Annotated in this window: 6 protein-coding genes; all 6 read left to right on the forward strand. The window is 36.9% G+C overall.

Going from position 1 to position 20683, the window contains the following annotated elements; translation table 11 throughout:
* Positions 1-84 precede the first annotated feature (84 nt).
* The 6 genes from OLM58_RS12830 (at position 85) to OLM58_RS12855 (ending at position 20523) form a co-directional block, all read left to right on the forward strand.
* Entirely contained in the window at positions 85-6378 is a 6294-nt protein-coding gene (locus tag OLM58_RS12830) for a non-ribosomal peptide synthetase (protein ID WP_264529206.1), read from the forward strand.
* A gap of 20 nt (positions 6379-6398) precedes the next feature.
* A complete protein-coding gene (locus OLM58_RS12835; RefSeq protein WP_264529207.1) occupies positions 6399-9461 on the forward strand; it encodes a type I polyketide synthase in 3063 nt (1020 codons plus the stop codon).
* Positions 9462-9564: 103 nt separating this feature from the next.
* Positions 9565-15534 carry a non-ribosomal peptide synthetase gene (locus OLM58_RS12840; protein ID WP_264529208.1) on the forward strand — a complete coding sequence of 1990 codons (5970 nt, stop codon included), beginning with the start codon at positions 9565-9567 and terminating at the stop codon, positions 15532-15534.
* A gap of 173 nt (positions 15535-15707) precedes the next feature.
* Positions 15708-17333: an MBL fold metallo-hydrolase gene (locus OLM58_RS12845; protein WP_264529209.1), complete on the forward strand. Its 1626-nt coding sequence runs from the start codon at positions 15708-15710 to the stop codon at positions 17331-17333.
* Between the two features lie 59 nt (positions 17334-17392).
* Complete coding sequence (locus OLM58_RS12850; RefSeq protein WP_264529210.1) at positions 17393-19774, forward strand: TonB-dependent receptor domain-containing protein; 2382 nt, start codon at positions 17393-17395, stop codon at positions 19772-19774.
* A gap of 26 nt (positions 19775-19800) precedes the next feature.
* Positions 19801-20523 carry a thioesterase II family protein gene (locus OLM58_RS12855; RefSeq protein ID WP_264529211.1) on the forward strand — a complete coding sequence of 241 codons (723 nt, stop codon included), beginning with the start codon at positions 19801-19803 and terminating at the stop codon, positions 20521-20523.
* The last annotated feature ends 160 nt before the right edge of the window (positions 20524-20683 follow it).

The following is a 20683-nucleotide window of genomic DNA, read 5'->3' on the forward strand; positions in this document are numbered from 1 at the left end:
CTAAACATACCTAATCCAAAAACAAAGTACTGTTCGCGTTCTGCCGGAACAGTTTGAATACCTAATTAATCAGATACTAAAATCATGGAAAAAGAAACAATAAATAACGTTGAAGGATATCAGCTTTCAATAAATCAAATGAACTTATGGAGTGTAGCTGAAAAAAACATACAAGACTATTTTAATCAGGTAGTTATTGATCTGAAAAGTGAGGTGACTCTAGAAAAGTTAAAACGCGGATTAGCACTCGTAATAAGTAAAAATGAAACCTTATTGTTTAAAATGAACGAGGCGCCAAATGTTGGTTTCCCGGTTCAGGCAGTATCTGAAATAAAACAAACAGAAATAGTAGAAAGAACGGTTCAGTCATTGGATCAGGTTACTATTACGACGACTGTTCAGGAAAGTTTAGGATACGGGTACGACCCTTTAAAAGATAGTGCGATACGTTTTTGTCTGCTGAAAGATTCACAAGGAAATCAGGTATTGGCAGTGCGTTTGTTTTCACTTTGGGCAGACAGTTACAGTACCGCCTTTTTATGCAGCGAACTATCCAAAGCCATCATCGACGAAACCTCGTATGAAAAAGAAGAGAGAGAAGTTGTAGAATATCAGGATTTTTCGGCCTGGCAGCAACAGTTGTTTAGTGATCCGGAAGAAGAAGGAGTTAATTTTTGGAAAAACTATCCGACAGATTTAACCAAAGACATTGTACCGTTTAAGAATCGCAATAATCAGACGTTCAGTCCTCAAAGAAAATCCATCTGCATTATTGACGGAGATGCTTATACCGAACTAAAAGCTAAAATGGCTCAGGAGGATAGTTCTGCCGAACATTTGTTATTATCTCAGTTCGCGGCTTATCTGTCAAAATTTGACGAGGACTCCTTTACAATCGGATATCTTCCGTTTAAAAGATATTATAACGAACTTGAAAATACATTTGGTTTAGTAGCAAAAACACTTCCGGTTGGCCTGAACGAATTTGCATCACTATCAGAAAAAGAAGCCATTGCATTTATCAAAAAATCAGTTGCAGAAATCGGAATGTGGTCTGATTATTTTTATGTAAACAGAATTCATGATAAGGAAGCCACTGCAGCCACAATCTTCAACTATGTGTTTGAGTATGCAGAGCTGAATGACAACTATTCTTCAGATATTTTAAAAATAAGAGACCTGTTTAGTGTAACGGATGTTTTTGAAGTAAAGGTTAGCGCTGTAGATTATGGCGACAGCTTAACCATAGATTTGTATTACGATACCGCTTTTTACTCCGATGCCGCAGCAGCTTTAATGGCTTCTCAGCTTAAGGGAGTTTTTACCAATCAGAATGATGTTTTAGCAGGTCAGGCCATTATAGAGGCATCGAATGATACTGCTAAAGAATATGCATCATTTGATTCTATTTTGGCAATCTTTAACGAGCAGGCAGTAGTACAAGGAAATAACACGGCTCTGTCTTATGATGATGTTACTATTTCTTATAAAGAGTTAGACGAAAAATCAAATCAATTCGCTCAATATTTAATTCAGAATTGTGGCATTCAAAAAGCAGACCCTGTTGCGGTTTTACTGGATCGTTCGCCTTATTTTATGATTAGTGTTTTAGGAATTCTTAAAGCCGGAGCCTACTATATTCCAATGGACACCGCTTATCCTAAAGACCGAATTCAATTTGTTTTGGAAGATGCAGCCTGTAAGCTTCTCATCAGTACACCGGCTGTAATTGGGACAGAAATTTATGCTGATTTAACCGTTCTTGATCCGTCTAAAGAAGAAATATTTCAAACACAGGTCAATACGTCACTATTTAATAAAGCCAATCCGGAAGATATTGCCTATTGCATCTACACTTCAGGGTCTACCGGAAATCCAAAAGGTTGTCTAATCACTCATGCCAATCTTTTAAACTATATACAATGGTCGAATGACTATTATTTTACGGATGCGGAAACAGGAAACTGGGGATTGATTACTTCTATTTCGTTTGATCTTACCATAACTTCCCTTTTTACAAGTTTAACCAGAGGGAAACAATTGTGGATCGGATCGGATGAAAAGTCAATTAACGAATTGCTTATAGAAAGTTTTACCAACCCAAATATTGATACCTTAAAATTAACGCCTTCGCACCTTTCGTTACTGAAAGAGCTGCGTATAGATAAAACCAAGGTTAAAATCATTATTTGCGGCGGTGAACAATTAACTCAGAATCAATTGCAGAATGTGTGGGACATCGACAAAAACATCCGCATATTTAATGAATACGGACCAACTGAAACGACTGTAGGCTGTATCGTAAAAGAAATGACAAGCGATCAGGCTGAGGTACGCATTGGGAAACCTATTGCCAATACCACCATAGCGATTGTAGATCAGCAGGGTAATCCTTGCGATATTGGAATGTACGGTGAAATTATAATTTCGGGTGCAGGAGTTGCAAAAGGATATCTAAACCGTCCGGAACTTAATGCAGAACGTTTTATCGCAACAGAAAAGGGTTCATTATCTTATAAAACAGGAGACATTGCCAGATGGATGGATAATGGAGAGATCATTTACAAACAACGAAGAGACGATCAGGTCAAAGTAAGAGGTTATCGAATAGAATTAAGTGAAATCGAACAACAGTTGCTGCAGCATCCCGGGATCCAGCAGGCAGTTGTATTAGTAGACAGTAAAAAGGAGAACGAAAAAGAGATTATTGCTTTTATTGTTTGTTCTCAAAAAGAAGAATCAAAAGAGATCAAAAGATATCTGGAGCGCAAATTACCAGTGTATATGGTACCCTCTGTGATTATAGAAACAGACGCCATTCCGTTAACTGTAAATGGAAAAGTAGACAAAAAATATTTACTGACATTAAATAAAGGCCGATCATCAAGTGTAGCGTATGTGGCTCCGGTAAATGAACTTGAAACACAAATTACAGCCATTTGGCAGGAAGTACTTCAATTAGATACGGTAGGAACTGAAGATGACTTTTTTGAACTGGGAGGCCACAGTCTTAAAGCGACACAACTGATCAACCAATATCATAAAGTTTTTGAAGTAAAACTGGGATTAAAAGAAGTATTCTCAAGTACGACCATCAAGGCACATGCTAATTTGATTGGAAACTCGGAAGTAAAAAAGCATCTCTCCATACAAAAAGTTCAGGATGCCGAAGATTATCCGGTTTCAGCAGGACAACGCAGATTATGGGTGTTGAGTCAGTTTACAGGAAGTGCCGGAGTATACAACATGCCTTTTCACCTAGCTTTAAAAGGAGCGTATGACGTAAAATGTTTTTCAAAAGCAATAGAAGCTACTATAAGCAGACACGAAGCTTTGCGAACCGTATTTAAAATCAATAATGAGGGAGAGGTAAGACAGCTAGTCAAAACGACAAAGGAACTGGGGTTCAGTGTAAATTATATGGATTACACGACCGATCTGCATCAGGACACAAACGTAGCCCAGTATATAAAAGAAGATACTTATGCAGCATTTGACCTGACCAACGGACCGTTGGTAAGAGCCAGTATATTACAGCTTTCAGATGATGATTATATATTTTACTATAACATACATCATATTGTTTGCGACGGCTGGTCAATGAATGTTCTGGCAAAAGATGTCCTGGCACTATACAAACAGCTTCTGGAAGAGAAAGAACCGGAATTACCGGCACTAAAAATCCAGTACAGAGATTATGCCGTCTGGCAGCAGGAACAATTGCAGCAGGAGCAAAACAATGCTCATAAAGAATATTGGTTAAAAACACTGACTGGAGAACTTCCTACTTTAGATCTGCCATATCAAAAAGCAAGACCAACCGTTAAGACTTATGCGGGGAATAGCCTAAGAACTTATATTACACCGGAAGTTACAAACGGACTTAAAAAGTACGGACAAAACCAGGGAGGGAGTTTATTTATAGGATTGCTGGCCGCCTGGAATGTCCTGTTTCACAAATATACCGCTGAAAAGGATATCATTATCGGAACGCCTGTTGCAGGTAGAGAACATGCCGATTTAAGTGATCAGATAGGTTTTTATATCAATACACTTCCGTTGCGAAATGCAGTAGATCCGGAGCAGAGTTTTGATTCTTTTTATCAAACAGTAAAAGAAAATACCCTCTCGTCTTATGAACATCAGATGTATCCTTTCGATAATTTGGCAGACGACCTAGATCTCCGAAACGATACCAGCAGAAGTGCCGTGTTTGACGTGATGCTTATGTTACAAAACATGAGAGAGGTTGCTGAAAACAAAAACCTGGATCAGACAGCTTTTTATACGATAGAAGATAAGGGATATAAAGTATCTAAGTTTGATATGGACATTGCGTTTCAGGAACAGGGAGATTATCTCGCTTTTAACATCACTTACAATACCGACCTGTATTCGCAGGAAGCGGTATCACGTATCATAAACCATTACAAACAATTGCTGGAAGTACTGGTACAAGATCCAAAGCAGCAGATAAAAAACATAGATTACCTATCGAAAGAAGAACAACAAGAGCTTATCGTTGATTTTAATACCAATGCAGTATCCTATCCGACTGATAAAACCTTAATCGATTTGTTTACACTTCAGGCTGCCAAAACTCCGGGAAATACAGCATTATCATTTAAAAATCAAAAGTATACTTATCAGGAACTGGACCATCTTTCGAACCGTTTGGCGAATTGTTTAAGACAGGATCACCATATTGTAAAAGGAGATTTTATAGGAGTACAGTTAGAAAGAGATGCATCTGTAATTATTTCGATTTTAGGAATTATGAAAGCAGGAGCTGTTTATATTCCGATAGACACAGCACATCCGGAATCCCGAAAAGCATACATCTATGACGATACTAACATAAAGTTACTCCTTGCAGATAAGTCTCATATAACGATCAGCGATGATTTTAAAGGGACCTTGCTTGATATGGTTACCGATTTTGAACCGAATAATTATAGTGAAGATTTAGAAGATGTAAAACTTACAACGGATGATTTAGCCTATATCATTTATACTTCGGGTTCTACCGGAAATCCTAAAGGAGTAATGATTGAGCATAAAGGGATTGTAAACACTATTCTCGCTCAAATCGAACTTTTCGATATTACAAATAATGATAACGGATTGCAGTTTGCTTCATTCTCATTTGATGCTTCAATATCCGAAATATTCACAGCACTTTTATCAGGAGCGTGTTTATGTGTAATCGACAGAGAACACCGTGAGGATCCAAAAATGCTGGAAAAATATATTATCGAGAACAAAATCGCTGTAGCTACCATACCGCCTTCTTATTTGAGTCTGATGGATGTAAATTCTTTAAGAAGATTAAAAACTTTAATCACAGCAGGTGAAGCTCCTGTTTATAGTAAGGTAAAAGAATATTTGGAGTTAGGGAATTATTATAACGCTTATGGTCCCACAGAAACCAGTATTTGTTCTGCGATGTACGGCTTGCTTAAAGGAGATGATTTGCTATTAGGAAATATACCAATAGGAAAACCTATAGCCAATACCCAAACCTTTATTCTGGACAAGGATCACAAAATAGTACCTGTTGGAGTTATTGGAGAAATATGCATAGGAGGAGCCGGATTGGCCAAAGGTTATTTAAACAGACCGGAACTTACAGCAGAGAAATTTATTGAACATCCGTATGCAGAGAACGAACGTCTGTACAAAACAGGAGATTTAGGAAAATGGCTGCCGGACGGTAATATCGAATTTCTGGGAAGAAAAGATGACCAGGTTAAAATTTCGGGATATCGAATTGAACTCGGAGAAGTAGAGCAGGCTTTACTGGCTCACAATCAAATTGACGAAGCTGTTGTAATGGTAGAGATCAATCAATTTAATATCAAAAGTTTAATTGCCTATATAGTAGTATCCGATGATACATTGTCGTTAGAACAGCTAAGATCATTCCTTAAAAACTTAATTCCGCATTATAGCATTCCTTCAGAGTTTATAGCCTTAGAACAATTGCCGATTACTATAAACGGAAAGATCGATAAAAAAGAATTGGGGAATACACCGGGAACTAAAATAGCCAGCGAAAAACAATACGTAGCACCCGAAACCGAAAAGGAGAGACTGATCATACAAATCATAGCCGAAGTATTAGGAAAAGACGCCAGCATGGTAAGCGTACAGGATAACTTCTTTGATCTGGGAGCAAATTCTATAAAAATGGTCAAAATGCTCAATGAAATTAACCGACAGTTAGGGACTGATATTAAAGTGGTATCACTGTTTGAAAATCCGAATATAGAAGAGTTTGTTCAGTATTTAGATACAATCGATTCTCAGGAAAAAAACAATCTGGAAGAGCCGGAAGATATATCAGAGGCTTTTGATGAATTTATAAGCTTAATGTAATACAGTACAATTTAATTACTATGGAAAATAAAACTAGAAAAAAGGATATTGCTATTGTTGGAGTTTCAGGCAAATATCCTAAATCAGATACCATTAATGAGTTTTGGGAGCATTTAAAAAATGGCGAAGAATTAGTCCATTTTTATACCGATGATGAATTAAGAGCTGTTGGAGTAAGCGAAAAAGACCTGGCAAACCCAAGTTTAATAAAAGCACAAGCGTCTCTGGATGATCCTAATAGTTTTGATTATTCTTTTTTTGGATACACCAAACAGGAAGCGATCTCTATGGATCCTCAAATACGCATGATGCACGAACAGGTTTGGCTGGGATTGGAAGATGCAGGTTACAATCCGAGGACTTACAAAGATAAAATAGGCTTGTACTTATCGGCATCTGATAATATGAACTGGAGAGCCTATACGATGATTGCCAACAATGACAATGTCAACTCATTTTTCCTGAATCAGATCTCTAACAAAAACTTTATCAGTACATTGATCTCTTACAATCTGAACCTGAGAGGACCAAGTTATTATGTAGATACAGCCTGTTCAAGTTCGTTGGTAGCGGTACATCAGGCTTGTCGTTCTTTGCTCATGCGAGAATGTTCGATAGCAATAGCGGGAGGGATACGAATCTATTCAAAACCATACCGAGGACATTCCTACCAGGAAGGAATGACCAATTCTAAAGACGGTCACTGTAAAGCCTTTGATGAAGATTCATCCGGAATTGTATCCGGAGAAGGCGCAGGAGTAGTCATTTTAAAAAGATTAGAAGATGCCATAGCCGATAACGATCAAATCTACGCCGTAATTCGATCTTCAGTAGTAAATAATGATGGAAACAGAAAAGTAGGTTACACTGCTCCAAGTATAAACGGACAATATGAGTGTATCAAACAAGCCCATCAAATGGCAGAAGTAACACCGGAGTCGATAACCTATATCGAGGCGCATGGTACAGGAACAAAGTTAGGAGATCCTATTGAAGTAGAAGCACTAAATAAATCGTTTGGCTACAACGCCAATCATCACTGTGCTTTAGGATCGGTTAAAACCAATATTGGACATCTCGATGCTGCAGCGGGAATTACAGGTTTTTTGAAGGCCACATTGTCGTTAAAAAATAAAATGATTCCGCCGTCCCTGCATTTTAAAAATCCCAATCCCGAAATTAATTTTAAATCAGGGCCTTTTAAAGTACAAACCGAGTTAGCAGCCTGGCATTCGGTTAACAACCAGCCTTTAAGAGCAGGAGTAAGCAGCTTTGGTATCGGAGGAAATAATGCCCATGTCATTTTAGAAGAAGCTCCGAAGAAAGCAGAAACGATAGCGGATAATTCGTATCAACTGCTGCGTTTTTCGGCACAATCGCTGGGATCTTTAAATGCCTATCAGGAAAAACTAATCTCGTTTCTGGAAAACAAGGAGAACGATAGTTTTCGGGATATGGCCTATACCCTTCAAACCGGTAGAAACCAATTTAAGTACAACCGTTTTTTAGTAAGCAATTCTAAAGAAAATGCTTTAGAAATTTTAAAAGATCCTTTAAGCACAGCACTCTATTCGGCAAAACTGGATCAAAAGCGTAAAATAGTTTTTATGTGTACCGGTTCAGGAGCACAGTATCTTAATATGGGAAAAGACCTTTATGAAAATGAGCCCTATTTTAAACAGCTTATGGATGAAGGTTTTTCAATTATTAAAGAACTGACTGGGGTCGACGTTCAAAAGGTTTTGTACAAAGAAGATACAGCCACAGGAGGTTTTGATGTTAATAAAAACGAATTTACGCAACCTATAGTATTTGTTTTTGAATATGCTTTGGCCAAACAATTAATGCGTTGGGGAATTCAGCCTGATAAATTGATAGGACATAGTACGGGCGAATTTGTTGCCGCCTGTTTAAGTGGTGTTTTTTCTTTTGAAACAGGATTGAAGCTGGTTGCAAAACGTGCTTTATTGATGAATAAATCGTCTAAAGGCAGCATGTTGAGTGTATCGCTTTCGGAAGAAAAAATAAAAAAATACTTAAACAGCCAGATCGCTTTGGCGGTGGTTAACTCTCCGGAATCTTGTGTTTTATCGGGCACCGAAGATGCAATAGAGACCCTTATAGAAATATTTGAAGCCGAAGAAATTTTATGTTCTAAATTAAAGATCTCCTTAGGAGGACATTCCTTTTTAATGGATCCGGTATTGGAGGAATTTAGACAGGAACTGAAAAATGTAGAATTTTCGAGGCTTAAAATTCCATTTGTATCCAACTTAACAGGAGCATTAATAACTCCCGAAGAAGCCATGTCTTCTCAATATTGGATCGATCATTTGAGAAGCACAGTACGATTTTCGGACGGTTTAACCACCTTGTTAAAAGAGCCTAATACCATTTTTATCGAAGTAGGTCCGGGAAACACATTAACAACCCTTTTCCAACAGCAAAAACACGATCCGACTTCTAACAATACGGTCGTAAATCTGATTAGACATCCGAAACAGGAAATCAACGACCAGGAACATCTTCTGAAAAAAATAGGAGAATTATGGACCAACGGCATCGATATCGATTGGGAAGCTTATTACGGGGAACAAAAGCCATATAAAGTAGCAATGCCGGGTTATGCTTTCAACAAAACAAAGCTTCCTGTAAAAGTAAACCCGTTTGAGTTTATTAATTTCTCAGGAGCTGAAACGTCGACTGCGGCAACAATTCCTTTTGCACTGGAACATTTTGACGACAATGAAGCATTTCAGGAAGATCAGGATGAGAATGCAGTTTCTTTTATCAATTATGTTGAACCAACCAACGAAACAGAAAGAAAACTGGTCGAAATGTGGAAAACATTTTTCAGTAAAGAGGAGATAGGAATTCTGCATGACTTCTTTGCTTTAGGAGGCAATTCTTTAAAAGGAGTTACCATGCTCAAACTGATTCAGAAAGTATTTGATATAGACATAAAAATTAAAGATTTCTATCAAAAATCTACCATCAAAGAACTGGCTGCAGAGATCGATATGGGATTAAAATTCACAACGCTTCAGGAAGAAAATACCTATAAATCGGTAATGACAATCTAAAAGACACCTGATTTTTTCTTTTGTATGAACCAGACAAAAGAAGAGAACCACACAATTTATTATTTGTAAACAAAACATCATGTAAAACCAAAAACGAAATGAAATGGTCAATTTATTAAATGAGATATATGAAAATAATATTACAATATCATTAGATGGTACGGATCTTAAACTTGGTTTTAAGAATGACGTTATAGATGAGGTGCTTATTAAAAAGATAAAAGAAAACAAACAGGAAATTGTCTCGTATCTTACCAAATATTCGTCAGTAAATAAACACAACAGTATTCCTAAAGCAGAGCAACAAAACAGTTACGAAGTATCGTCCAGTCAGCTTAGATTGTTATCTTCTGTACTTATAGATACGGATGAAAAAGGATTCAATTATGCGGTTCCAAATTCGGTTTACCTCAAACAGGACATTAACGTTGTAAATTTTAAACGCGCAGTTTACAGCACCATTGAGCGACACGAATCATTGCGTACCGTATTCAGAATTAATGAAGAAGGGCAAATCAGACAGCATATTTTAGAAAAGGAAGAGATCGATTTTTCAATTGAGTTTTTTGACTTTAGAAATTTAGATAAAGGAAAAGAAGATGTAAGGGCTTTTGTCAAAGAAGACGTTAATGAGCCATTTGATATGGAGAATGGTCCTTTGATCAGAGTATATTTGTTTCAACTGGCCGAAAGTGAATTTGTTTTTTACTGTAATATACATCACGTAATAAGCGATTCGTGGTCTCTGGAAGTATTATTTAAAGATATCTTTGCGTTCTATACCTCTTTTGAACTGGGACTTCCGCACGAACTTCCGGAACTGAATATTCAGTACAAAGACTATGCGGTTTGGCAAAATGAACAGCTTGCCAGTGGTTTCTTTAAAAATCAGGAAGCTTATTTTAAAGACACATTTTCAGGAGAATTGCCCATCATTAACTTTACAAATAATAAAAGCAGACCGGCCATTAAAGCAGTCAACGGTTTTGCACTTAAAAGTTACCTTTCGAAACAAACAACAGCAGAATTTAAAAAGCTGTGTTCAGATAAAAAAGGAAGTATATTTATGGGATTGCTTGCAGTATGGAATGTACTGGTTTATAAATATACCAATAGCAGGGATATTATTATTGGCACAGCAGTCGGCGGACGCGATCATGCCGATTTAAAAGGACAGATAGGATGTTACATCAACTCCTTACCACTGCGCAATCAGATCGATCCTGAACAGACATTCAGTGCATTTTTTGATACAGTAAAAGAAAATACATTATCGGCCCTAGATTGTCAGTTCTATCCTTTTGATCATCTATTGAAGCTTATCAATTACAACAAAAACATGTCAAGATCGCCTCTGTTTGATGTGATGATCTTGTTGCAGAACGCAATTGATAACAGCCCGCAGTTTAATGTAGATGATAGTCAGATTGACACCATAAAACAGCTGGGAGCAACTTCTGTACTGACCGATTTAGATATCAATTTTACGGAAGAAGGGGATTATTTATGTTGCCATCTGGTGTACGATACAGACGTTTTTGAAGCTGAGTTTGTAACAGGTTTAATGACACACTTTAAGCAATTACTGGAAAAAATTGTTTTGCAGCCTAATATTCCTGTTCAGGAAATTGATTATCTGTCTGCCGAAGAAAGAAAAGAGCTGGTATTGGATTTTAATGATATAACACTAGCTTATGCTAAAGAAGAAACCCTATTATCATTATTTGAAAAACAAGTAAAACGAACTCCCGATGGAGTGGCTCTTTTGACCAATGAAAATAAGTTTACCTATGCAGCCTTAGATAAAGCTTCCGATGATTTGGCACGTTACATTCACAAGCATTATCAAATAAAAAAAGGAAAACTTATAGGAATACAGTTAGATCGGAATGAATGGAACATCATTGCTATACTTGCGATCTTAAAACAGGGATGCGCTTATGTTCCGATCGCTCCTGAAATGCCCAACCAGGTAAAGGAGCACATCATTGCCGATACGCAGTTGGAATTACTGATCACGACAGCATCTTACAGGTTTGATCTGGAGTTTTACACCGGAGCCGCAATAGAAGTAGATTTAGGTTTTGATGTAAGTGACTGCGATTCGATAGCAATTGAGATAACTCCTTCTGATTTGGCCTATGTAATTTACACTTCCGGATCAACAGGACTTCCTAAAGGAGTCATGATAGAACACGGTCAGATCGTAAATACCATCCTCTCGCAAATTGATTATTTTAATCTGGATGAGCATAAAAGAGGATTGCAGTTTGCCCCTTTCTCTTTCGATGCATCGGTATGGGAAACATTTATGATTCTATTGTCAGGAGGAAGTCTTCACATGGCAAATGAAGAACAGCGAAAAGATGCCAACACGCTGGCCAGTTTCATAAAAGAAAATAAAATTAATATTGCGACATTACCACCTTCTTATATCGCATTGGTTGATATTGATGATCTAAAAACATTAGAAATACTCATTACGGCAGGAGAGGCTCCCGATTATGAAATCATAAAGCCATACTTTAAATACGGAACATATTACAATGCTTATGGTCCAACAGAAGCCAGTGTTTGCGGAACCGTTTTTAAAATGCCGGAAAGCAATACAGAGGCCTATCGCAATATTCCAATTGGAAAACCAATTTCGAATGCTAAAATACATATTCTGGATCACTACAACAATTTGGTTCCGGTAGGAGTAGTAGGAGAAATATGCATAGGAGGAACAGGAGTTGCCAGAGGATATTTAAACCGCGAAGAATTAACGAAAAGCAAGTTTATTAAAAACCCGTTTGCGGAGAAAGGGAATCTGTACAGAACAGGAGATTTAGGCAAGTGGACGAAAGAGGGGAATATTATTTATGAAGGGCGAAATGATGAGCAAGTAAAAATAAGAGGCTATCGCATCGAACTTTCGGCCATAGAACAGCAGCTGCTTACCAATGAACATATACTGGAAGCTGTTGTTGGCGCAGAAGAAGGGTATGGGGGCGCAAAGGAACTTGTTGCTTATATTGTGGCATCAGAAACCATTAATTCCGGAAACATAAGATCTTTCCTTTCCAAAATTCTTCCCGAATATATGCTGCCTCAAAAGTATGTACAGCTGGAACAAATGCCACTGACAATTAACGGAAAGATCGATAAAAAGGCCTTGCCGGCAATGCATACAAATGTAATGTTCGATGATAATCATACGTTTGTGGCCGCCACAACTTTTGAAGAAAAACTATTGGTAAGTATTTGGGAAGAAGTGCTAAAGAAAGAAGGTATCGGAATTAAGGATAATTTCTTTACCGTTGGGGGAGATTCAATTAAATCAATTCAGATTGTCTCAAAACTCAAACAGCACGGATTTGCACTTAAAGCGGGAGATATCATCGCCAATCCTAAATTAGAAGATCTTGTACCTCTGTTACAAAAAAATGATCAGATTCTCGATCAGTCAGAAGTGACGGGAGAAGTAGTTTTAGCCCCTATTCAGGAATTCTTTTTCAGTAAAGTGAGAAGTAAAATCTTTAATGCGCCGGAGTACTATAATCACACCGTTTTACTTCAGACAGAAGATCAGGTAGATCCTCAGGTTTTAAAAGCATGTATCGATCAGCTGGTACAACACCATGATGTACTGAGAATGAAATTTCCGGTAGAAAATAATATCAGAAAACAATACAATAAAAGCAGTAAGGAAGAAAGTTATACGATACATTTTTATGATCTAAGGGAAGATGATGATTATTTAACAACCATTAGAAATACCGGAATAGCACTTCAGTCTTCTTTTGATCTGGCTACAGGGCCTTTAGTAAGAATAGGTCATTTTAGATTAAAAGACGGTGATCGTATCGCTTTTATTATTCATCACTTAGTAGTAGATGGAGTTTCCTGGAGGATTTTATTACAGGATTTTGCCGATTTGTATGCGAATATTAAAGAAGGAAACCAATATAAGCTTCCTTACAAAACCAGTTCGTATCAAACGTGGGCAAAAGAGTTGAAAGCACATGCTCAAGAGCTAAAAACAACCGAAGAACTTTCTTATTGGCAGGAAATATGTATGCAGCGTGGTACACCTTTATATACATTGAGCGAAAATGAAGCCTATAAGTTAAATTGCGATACCACTACAGCTATGGTTCTGGATAAGGAAGCGACAACGCTTTTACAAACCTCAGCCCATGCCTTGCTGAACACACAAATCGATGATATAATCTTAACCTGTCTTGGACTGGCGATTAAAGATACCTTGCATAAAGACAGCGTGACCATACAGATGGAAGGTCATGGAAGAGAAGAAATCATCGATACTGTAGACATAAGCCGAACCGTTGGATACTTCACATCGTTTTATCCATTTGTATTAAATGTATCAAAAAATGATGCATTGGAAAATTTAGTTAAAGTAAAAGAAGACTTGTTGAAAATTCCGAACAAAGGTATAGGATACAGTGTTTTACATTTTCTAAATGACGACGTTGACCTTAGTACTACCTTTGATCTTGAGTACAATTATCTGGGTGATTTTGGATATGATGTTTCATCTGAAAATGATTCTGTATTCAGATACGGACGCGAAAGCATGGGAGGAAATTCAAGTGCAGCTAATTATAATAATCTTGGGTTTAGCGTTGTAGGGATGATTTCATTGGGAGAACTCAAAATGAACATTGGATATTCTTCTTTGTTATTTGAAAAAGAAACAATGGATGAGTTATCAGGCGCATTTAAAAACCATTTGGTCACACTTGTAAATCATTTAACGCTGCTAAGCGAAAGTCAGGCGCATCAAAATGAGGATGTCACAATGAATACGGCGGCGGATTTTCAGGTAACACCAAATCAGGAATTTATACTGGGAAAGACAATGTCTCAGGGAATAATCGGTCCTGCAGTCGGGCGCAAATTTGACTCAAAAGAGGATTTCGTAAAAGAGTTTAAATCGTTCTTGGAGTTGTTTCCAATTTTGAGAACTCAATTTTACAAAAAAGGCGAACTGATAAAACAGCGTATGTTACCTTCTTCAGAAGTTCCGCTTGTAGTTCACTATGAAACAGAAATAAATCAGGGTCAGATTACCGCTTTATTGTCGGAACCTTTTGATGTGATGGGAGGGGCATTAGTGAAAGTACTTCTGATACAGAATGTGGATAACCCGTCAGATCAGAATTCTTATATCTTTTTAAGTATACATCATGCACTTACAGACACTTTTACCAATACGATTTTGCTAAAAAACCTGAAGGCGTATTTCAATAATCAGCCTTTAGAAGTAAATCATACTTTATATTACGAATTTGCAGTTTGGCAAAAAGCATATTTGCACTCACCGGAAGCAAATGAATATAGGAAATACTGGCTGGAAACGTTAAAGGATGCCGTAAGAAAAGATCAGACAGGGGAAAGCTCGAACGGATTGAGAGACTGTGTACAACAAACAGCCTGGATAACAGGAGAAGCCTTTAAAGATTTTTCAAAAATAGTAAGCAAGACCGGCTTAACTTTCTCTGCTTTCTTTACAGCATTGCATCAACTAACTCTGAACAAGTATACAGATAAAGCTTTGCAGCTGATTTTGGTACAGGCAAGAGAATTAGGAACCAATGATATTGAAAGCCATAAAGTACTGGGTGTAGTAAATAATTTTCTGCCTTTACCAATTTTGAAACCTTCAGAAACCACAAAAGGCAGTTATGTAAAAGAAGTGTACAGTCGCTATCTGGAAGCTCTTACGCATCAGCAGATTCCATATGAGGTAATCTGCGAAGATGCACAACGAATCTATGAAGTTTCAGTAAAAAGTGAAGTAGGAGGTCTGTTAAACTTTATTATCAGTGAAAACGAAAAGCAATTCGATACCACTGTAACAGAAAATAAAACGACCTATTCGACAAATGATTTTACTCAGGGCATAGATTTAATTTGCAACAGCTATCCAAATGCAGTTGAAGTCAGTATGTCTTGTTCGTTAGAGAAATACAATCATTTATTTTCTAAAAACTTCGACTTTAAAACTTATTTGTTTGAGATTTCGCAAGAGCTGGCTCCGGAAAATCTGGAAAAACTTAAGTAATCCAAACCATACTTTCAGCCAAAACAATAACAGAGGACTGATACCCTAATTTTTTACGGGAATATATAGCATACGGGGTCAATAGGATATCGTATGTCAAATGCCTTATGCGTTTTATTCAATTCTCTAATAACAACAAAAAGTAATATTTAAATCAATAAAATTCAGAAAAAATGGAAATACAAAATGGTGACTTAGTATACATTAAAAGAAATTTAGCTATCGAACCTTTAGTAGACAACTGGTATGCATGGCCTCATTTAATATCACCGGCTACGGCGGCAATGAACATTAAAGACAGACATTTGAAAATTATGACTTCCTATGTTCAGAACCCGATGATTCATGCCGCGGCAGTTAAAACCCCTAAAATGTTAGGCGGACCTTTTATCGATTATGATGGAAAAAGAGTAGATGAAATCAAAGGACTTATTGATAATACTAATGAACAGTGTGCGAATCTTTTAAAATTTAGAGAGGATATATTTGCGCTTAACGATACCCTTAAAAAAGAGGCCAAAGGATATGCTCTTACTGAATTATACAACAAAGTACCGGAGAGTTTACAAGGACTTGTAGAGCTGGTTTACGATATCAATAACAATCCGTCTTTCCGTTTTTTCGAATCGTTATTGTATGAAACAGAATTTTACAAGGAATCGCTTCAGAGTTTCAACCTGTTTTTAGTACACGATGATGATTCGAGATCCTTTGTACTGAGTACACCAAAATTACCGGGCGATGACATCTTGCGTGTAAACTTACCTTTTAAAAGCGAAAAAATTGACCAGTTGTTTGAAATGGAAGACCATCCAAAAACGTTCAGGGAAATTGCAGAAATATTTGAAATTCAGCCGGAAGATATTCCTTTGTTTAAATCATTTTTTACCAAAGAAAAATCTAAAAAATACGAACGTTATGCCGGAGACGGCGTTCTTACAAGATATTTCGGACATGCTTGTATCCTTACGGAAACCAAAAGCACAACAATCCTTGCCGATCCTTTAGTAAGTTATGGTTACGAGTCGGATATATCACGTTACTCTTATGACGATTTGCCTGAATCTATCGATTATGTATTGGTAACACACAACCATCAGGATCACATTCTTTTTGAAACTTTATTACGTTTAAGACGCAAAATCAAAAACATCATAGTTCCCAAAAGCAACGGAGGTTTCCTTCAGGATCCAAACCTGAAATTAATGTTTGAAAGAATCGGATTCAAAAACATTATAGAGCTGGGAGAGATGGAAACCATTCATTTTGAGGATTGTTCTATTACAGGATTGCCATTTGTCGGAGAGCATTGCGATCTGGATGTAAGAAGTAAATTGTGCCATCACGTTGCTTACAAAGACGGATTAAAAGTATTGTTTGCTGCAGATTCCTGTAACGTATCGCCAAAATTATACGAGCGCATTCATAAAGTAATGGGAGATATTAACATCATCTTCTTGGGAATGGAATGCGAGGGAGCACCTTTAACCTGGCTGTACGGCCCATTAATGCCGGAAAATTTAGCAAGAGATAAAGATGAATCCCGAAGATTAGCGGGTTGTAATTTCGAACAGGCCAAAGCACTTGTAGATGTTTTTAAACCTAGCGAAGTCTTTGTATATGCAATGGGAATGGAGCCTTGGCTTAAATACATCAGCTCAATCAAATACACCGATGAGTCTATTCCAATTGTAGAGTCAAACAAACTGTTAGAATATTGTTTGGCCAATAATATAGAGCCTGAAAGACTTTATGGAGAGAAAATTGTCGAATACAAAAATGATCTTGTCCTGAGCTAAAAATCAGGGAAGCTTAATAAAAGCTCTAATATCAACAAACCAAATAATAATTTAATATCATGATAAAATCAATATTCCTATATGCATTAGTATTGTTATGTATGTCTTCTGTATCTGCCCAATCTTTGACTCAAGTATCAGGAACACTAACAGGTGATGATCCCAACGAAAAACTGGCCTATGCCTCAGTTATCTTAAAACAGGATGCATCGGCGGCGGCGATAGAAACGGTAATTACCAATGATAAAGGAGAATTTAAAATTGAAGGGATCAAAACAGGAAAGTACACCGTCGAATTTCAATTTTTAAGTTTCGAAAGTACTACAGTAGCACTAAATGTAGACGGTTCTAAATCCAATATTAATCTTGGAACGATTAAGATGAAATCGAATGTAACCTCACTCAATGAAGTTGTTGTTACAGCCGAAACTTCTCAACTGGCATTAAAACTCGATAAAAAAGTATTTGATGTAGGTAAAGATCTGATTTCAAAAGGAGGTTCCGCAACACAAGTACTGGATAATGTACCCTCGGTTAGAGTAGACCCTTCCGGTAGCGTAAGCTTAAGAGGCAATAGTAATGTACTTATTCTGATTAACGGAAGAAAATCGGGACTAACGTCGATTCAGGGATTAGAACAAATTCCGGCCGAAACGATAAAATCGATCGAGTTAATTACCAATCCTTCATCACGTTATGATGCAGCAGGCTCGGCCGGAATCATAAATATTGTTCTGAAAAAGAATAATAAACAAGACCTGAGCGGTAGCATGACTTTGTCAACAGGGATACCAGCTGATCATCGAGTATTAGGAAGTATCAACTATAAAAAAGGAAAATTTAATTTGTTTTCTAATTTTGGAGTTCGCTATTCCGATTACGTAGGACTTAACACCAGAGATCAGGTGACTACAGCAGACGGAAAGAATCTTTTCTTAAGCCAGCGCGAAGATCAGGACAGACATGATGATGGTGGATTGGTCTATTTGGGACTTGATTATGCTATAAATGACAACAATTCGATTACAGGAGCATTTTACCGAAATCAGACCAAAGATAAAGATACCAATACTTTTAACTATTATCTTTCAGGAGACGGAGTTGGTAATTCACACATTCAAACCATCGCTGATTCGCAGGAAAAAAGAAGTTACAATCAGTTGGAATTTAACTATACCAAAACTTTTAAAAAGCCCGGTAAGAAATTCACCATAGATGCTCAATATGATTTTTGGAATAGTACAAAAGACTTTAACATTGAAAGAAGAACGATTACCCCTAATAACGGAGACCGATCTCTCATCAATACAAAATCCAACAGAGGAAATGATGATATTGTAATCCAATCTGATTTTGTAACCCCTTTAAGCGAAACCGCAAATCTTGAAGCAGGAGTAAAAGTAGAACACCGATTAATTACTACAGACTTTGCCGCTGATGAAGAGGTTAACGGAACTTTAGAGCCAATAGATGGTTTTAATAATGGATTAGACTACAAAGAACAAATTCTGGGGGCCTATGTGCAGTATGGAAATAAGATAAACAAATTCAGTTATCAGTTAGGCTTAAGAACAGAGTATACCAGTATCGAAATTAAAGATCAAAACACAAGAAATATTCTTATAGACAGTACCTATACAAGACTATTTCCATCTGTAAATTTAAGCTATGCCCTTTCTGAAAAAACAACAGCTCAGTTAAATTACAGCCAGCGTATCAACAGGCCTAATTTATTTCAGTTAAATCCTTTTCCGGAACTTCAGGACTTTAACTCCCGTATTTTTGGAAACATCAGACTTGTACCTTCTATAACAGATGGTATCGAATTAGGTCTTTTAAGCAAAACAAAAAAATGGGTACTTAATCCATCCTTGTATTACTCCAAAACCAGAAATAACTTTCAATACTTTACCTCTCAAAATGAGGACAGTGTTTTTGAAACCGTTTTAATCAATCTTGATGAAGAATCGCGATTTGGAGTAGAGCTTTCAGCACAGTATGCTCCGGCAAAATGGCTGTCTTTAAATGCCGTAATTAATGCCTATAGTTTTGATCAGAAAGGAAGTATGGGAACAACGAATCTGGATTATTCTAATGAGACCTGGACTGCAACTTTATTAAGCCAGGTTAAGTTTCCTAAAAACTTTACATTTCAAAGTAAATTCGAATATCAGGCACCTGTAAGTGATGCTCAGACAAGAACCAAGTCATTTTACTATATGAATATGGCTTTAGGAAAGTCGCTGTTTAAAAATAATGGAACATTAACACTGGGAGTAAGTAATATTTTTAATACCCGAAAAACAAGAGAAACAACCATTGGAAGTGATTTTGTTGTAAACCAGATGACCAATTTTAATGCAGCGAGATGGAACCTTAATTTCAACTATAGATTTAATAAAGCTAAAAATAGAAAAGAACATAAAAGTAACAGAGAATAACACGCTACATCTTAAAAAAACAAACTATGTATTCAAATCAAAAAATACAGATATTTTTACTGCATTTTGCAGGAGGAAGTTGCTACTCTTTTGATTTCCTAAAGAACTATATTCAGAATAGTTTTGAATATCATGCCTTAGAACTTCCGGGCAGAGGAAAAAGAAATCTCGAAAGACATCTTCATAAAAAGACAGATGCCGTAGATGATTATGTGGCTCAAATTAAAAGATTGAGAAATAGTAACCAACCCTATATTATCTATGGTCATAGTATGGGGGCAACCTTAGGATTATCGGTGACAAAAAAAATGGAAGAACAGCTGGATTCGCCCCATATATTAATTGTTTCAGGTAATCCGGGACCCGGTGCTTCCTACAATGATAAAGTGAGACATACTCTAATCGATTCTGAATTTAAAGAAGAACTGAGATCCCTTGGGGGAGTTCCGGAGGAAATACTCGAAGATGAAGATCTCTACAATTATTTCAGTCCTATCATGAGAGCCGATTTTGAAATTTTAGAAAAAAACAAACTTTCTGAAGTAGGCCTTGTAATTAACACTCCAATTTTTGCCGTGATGGGAGATCAGGAAGAAACAGTCAAAGACATTCAGAACTGGGAATTATATACCAGTGCAAAATTTGACTATCAGGTACTGCCCGGAAATCATTTCTTTATTCACAATCAGGTAAAAACACTGGCAAAAATTATTAGTGAATGTGCCGCTTATTCAGCAGTGTGTACCTAACAGTAACAAGGTAAAAACGATATGATCAGTGTGTATTTGTAGTTTTCAGAAGAGAATATACACGTATTGTTCTGTTTTCGCGAAAGCAAAATCATCCCACCGGAAACTAAATCAGTAAAATAGAAACTCCTGCGTAGTGGGGCCGGGGACTATTTACAAT

Origin of the sequence: Flavobacterium sp. N502540 (assembly GCF_025947365.1) — a bacterium.
In the GTDB taxonomy this organism is placed as follows: domain Bacteria; phylum Bacteroidota; class Bacteroidia; order Flavobacteriales; family Flavobacteriaceae; genus Flavobacterium.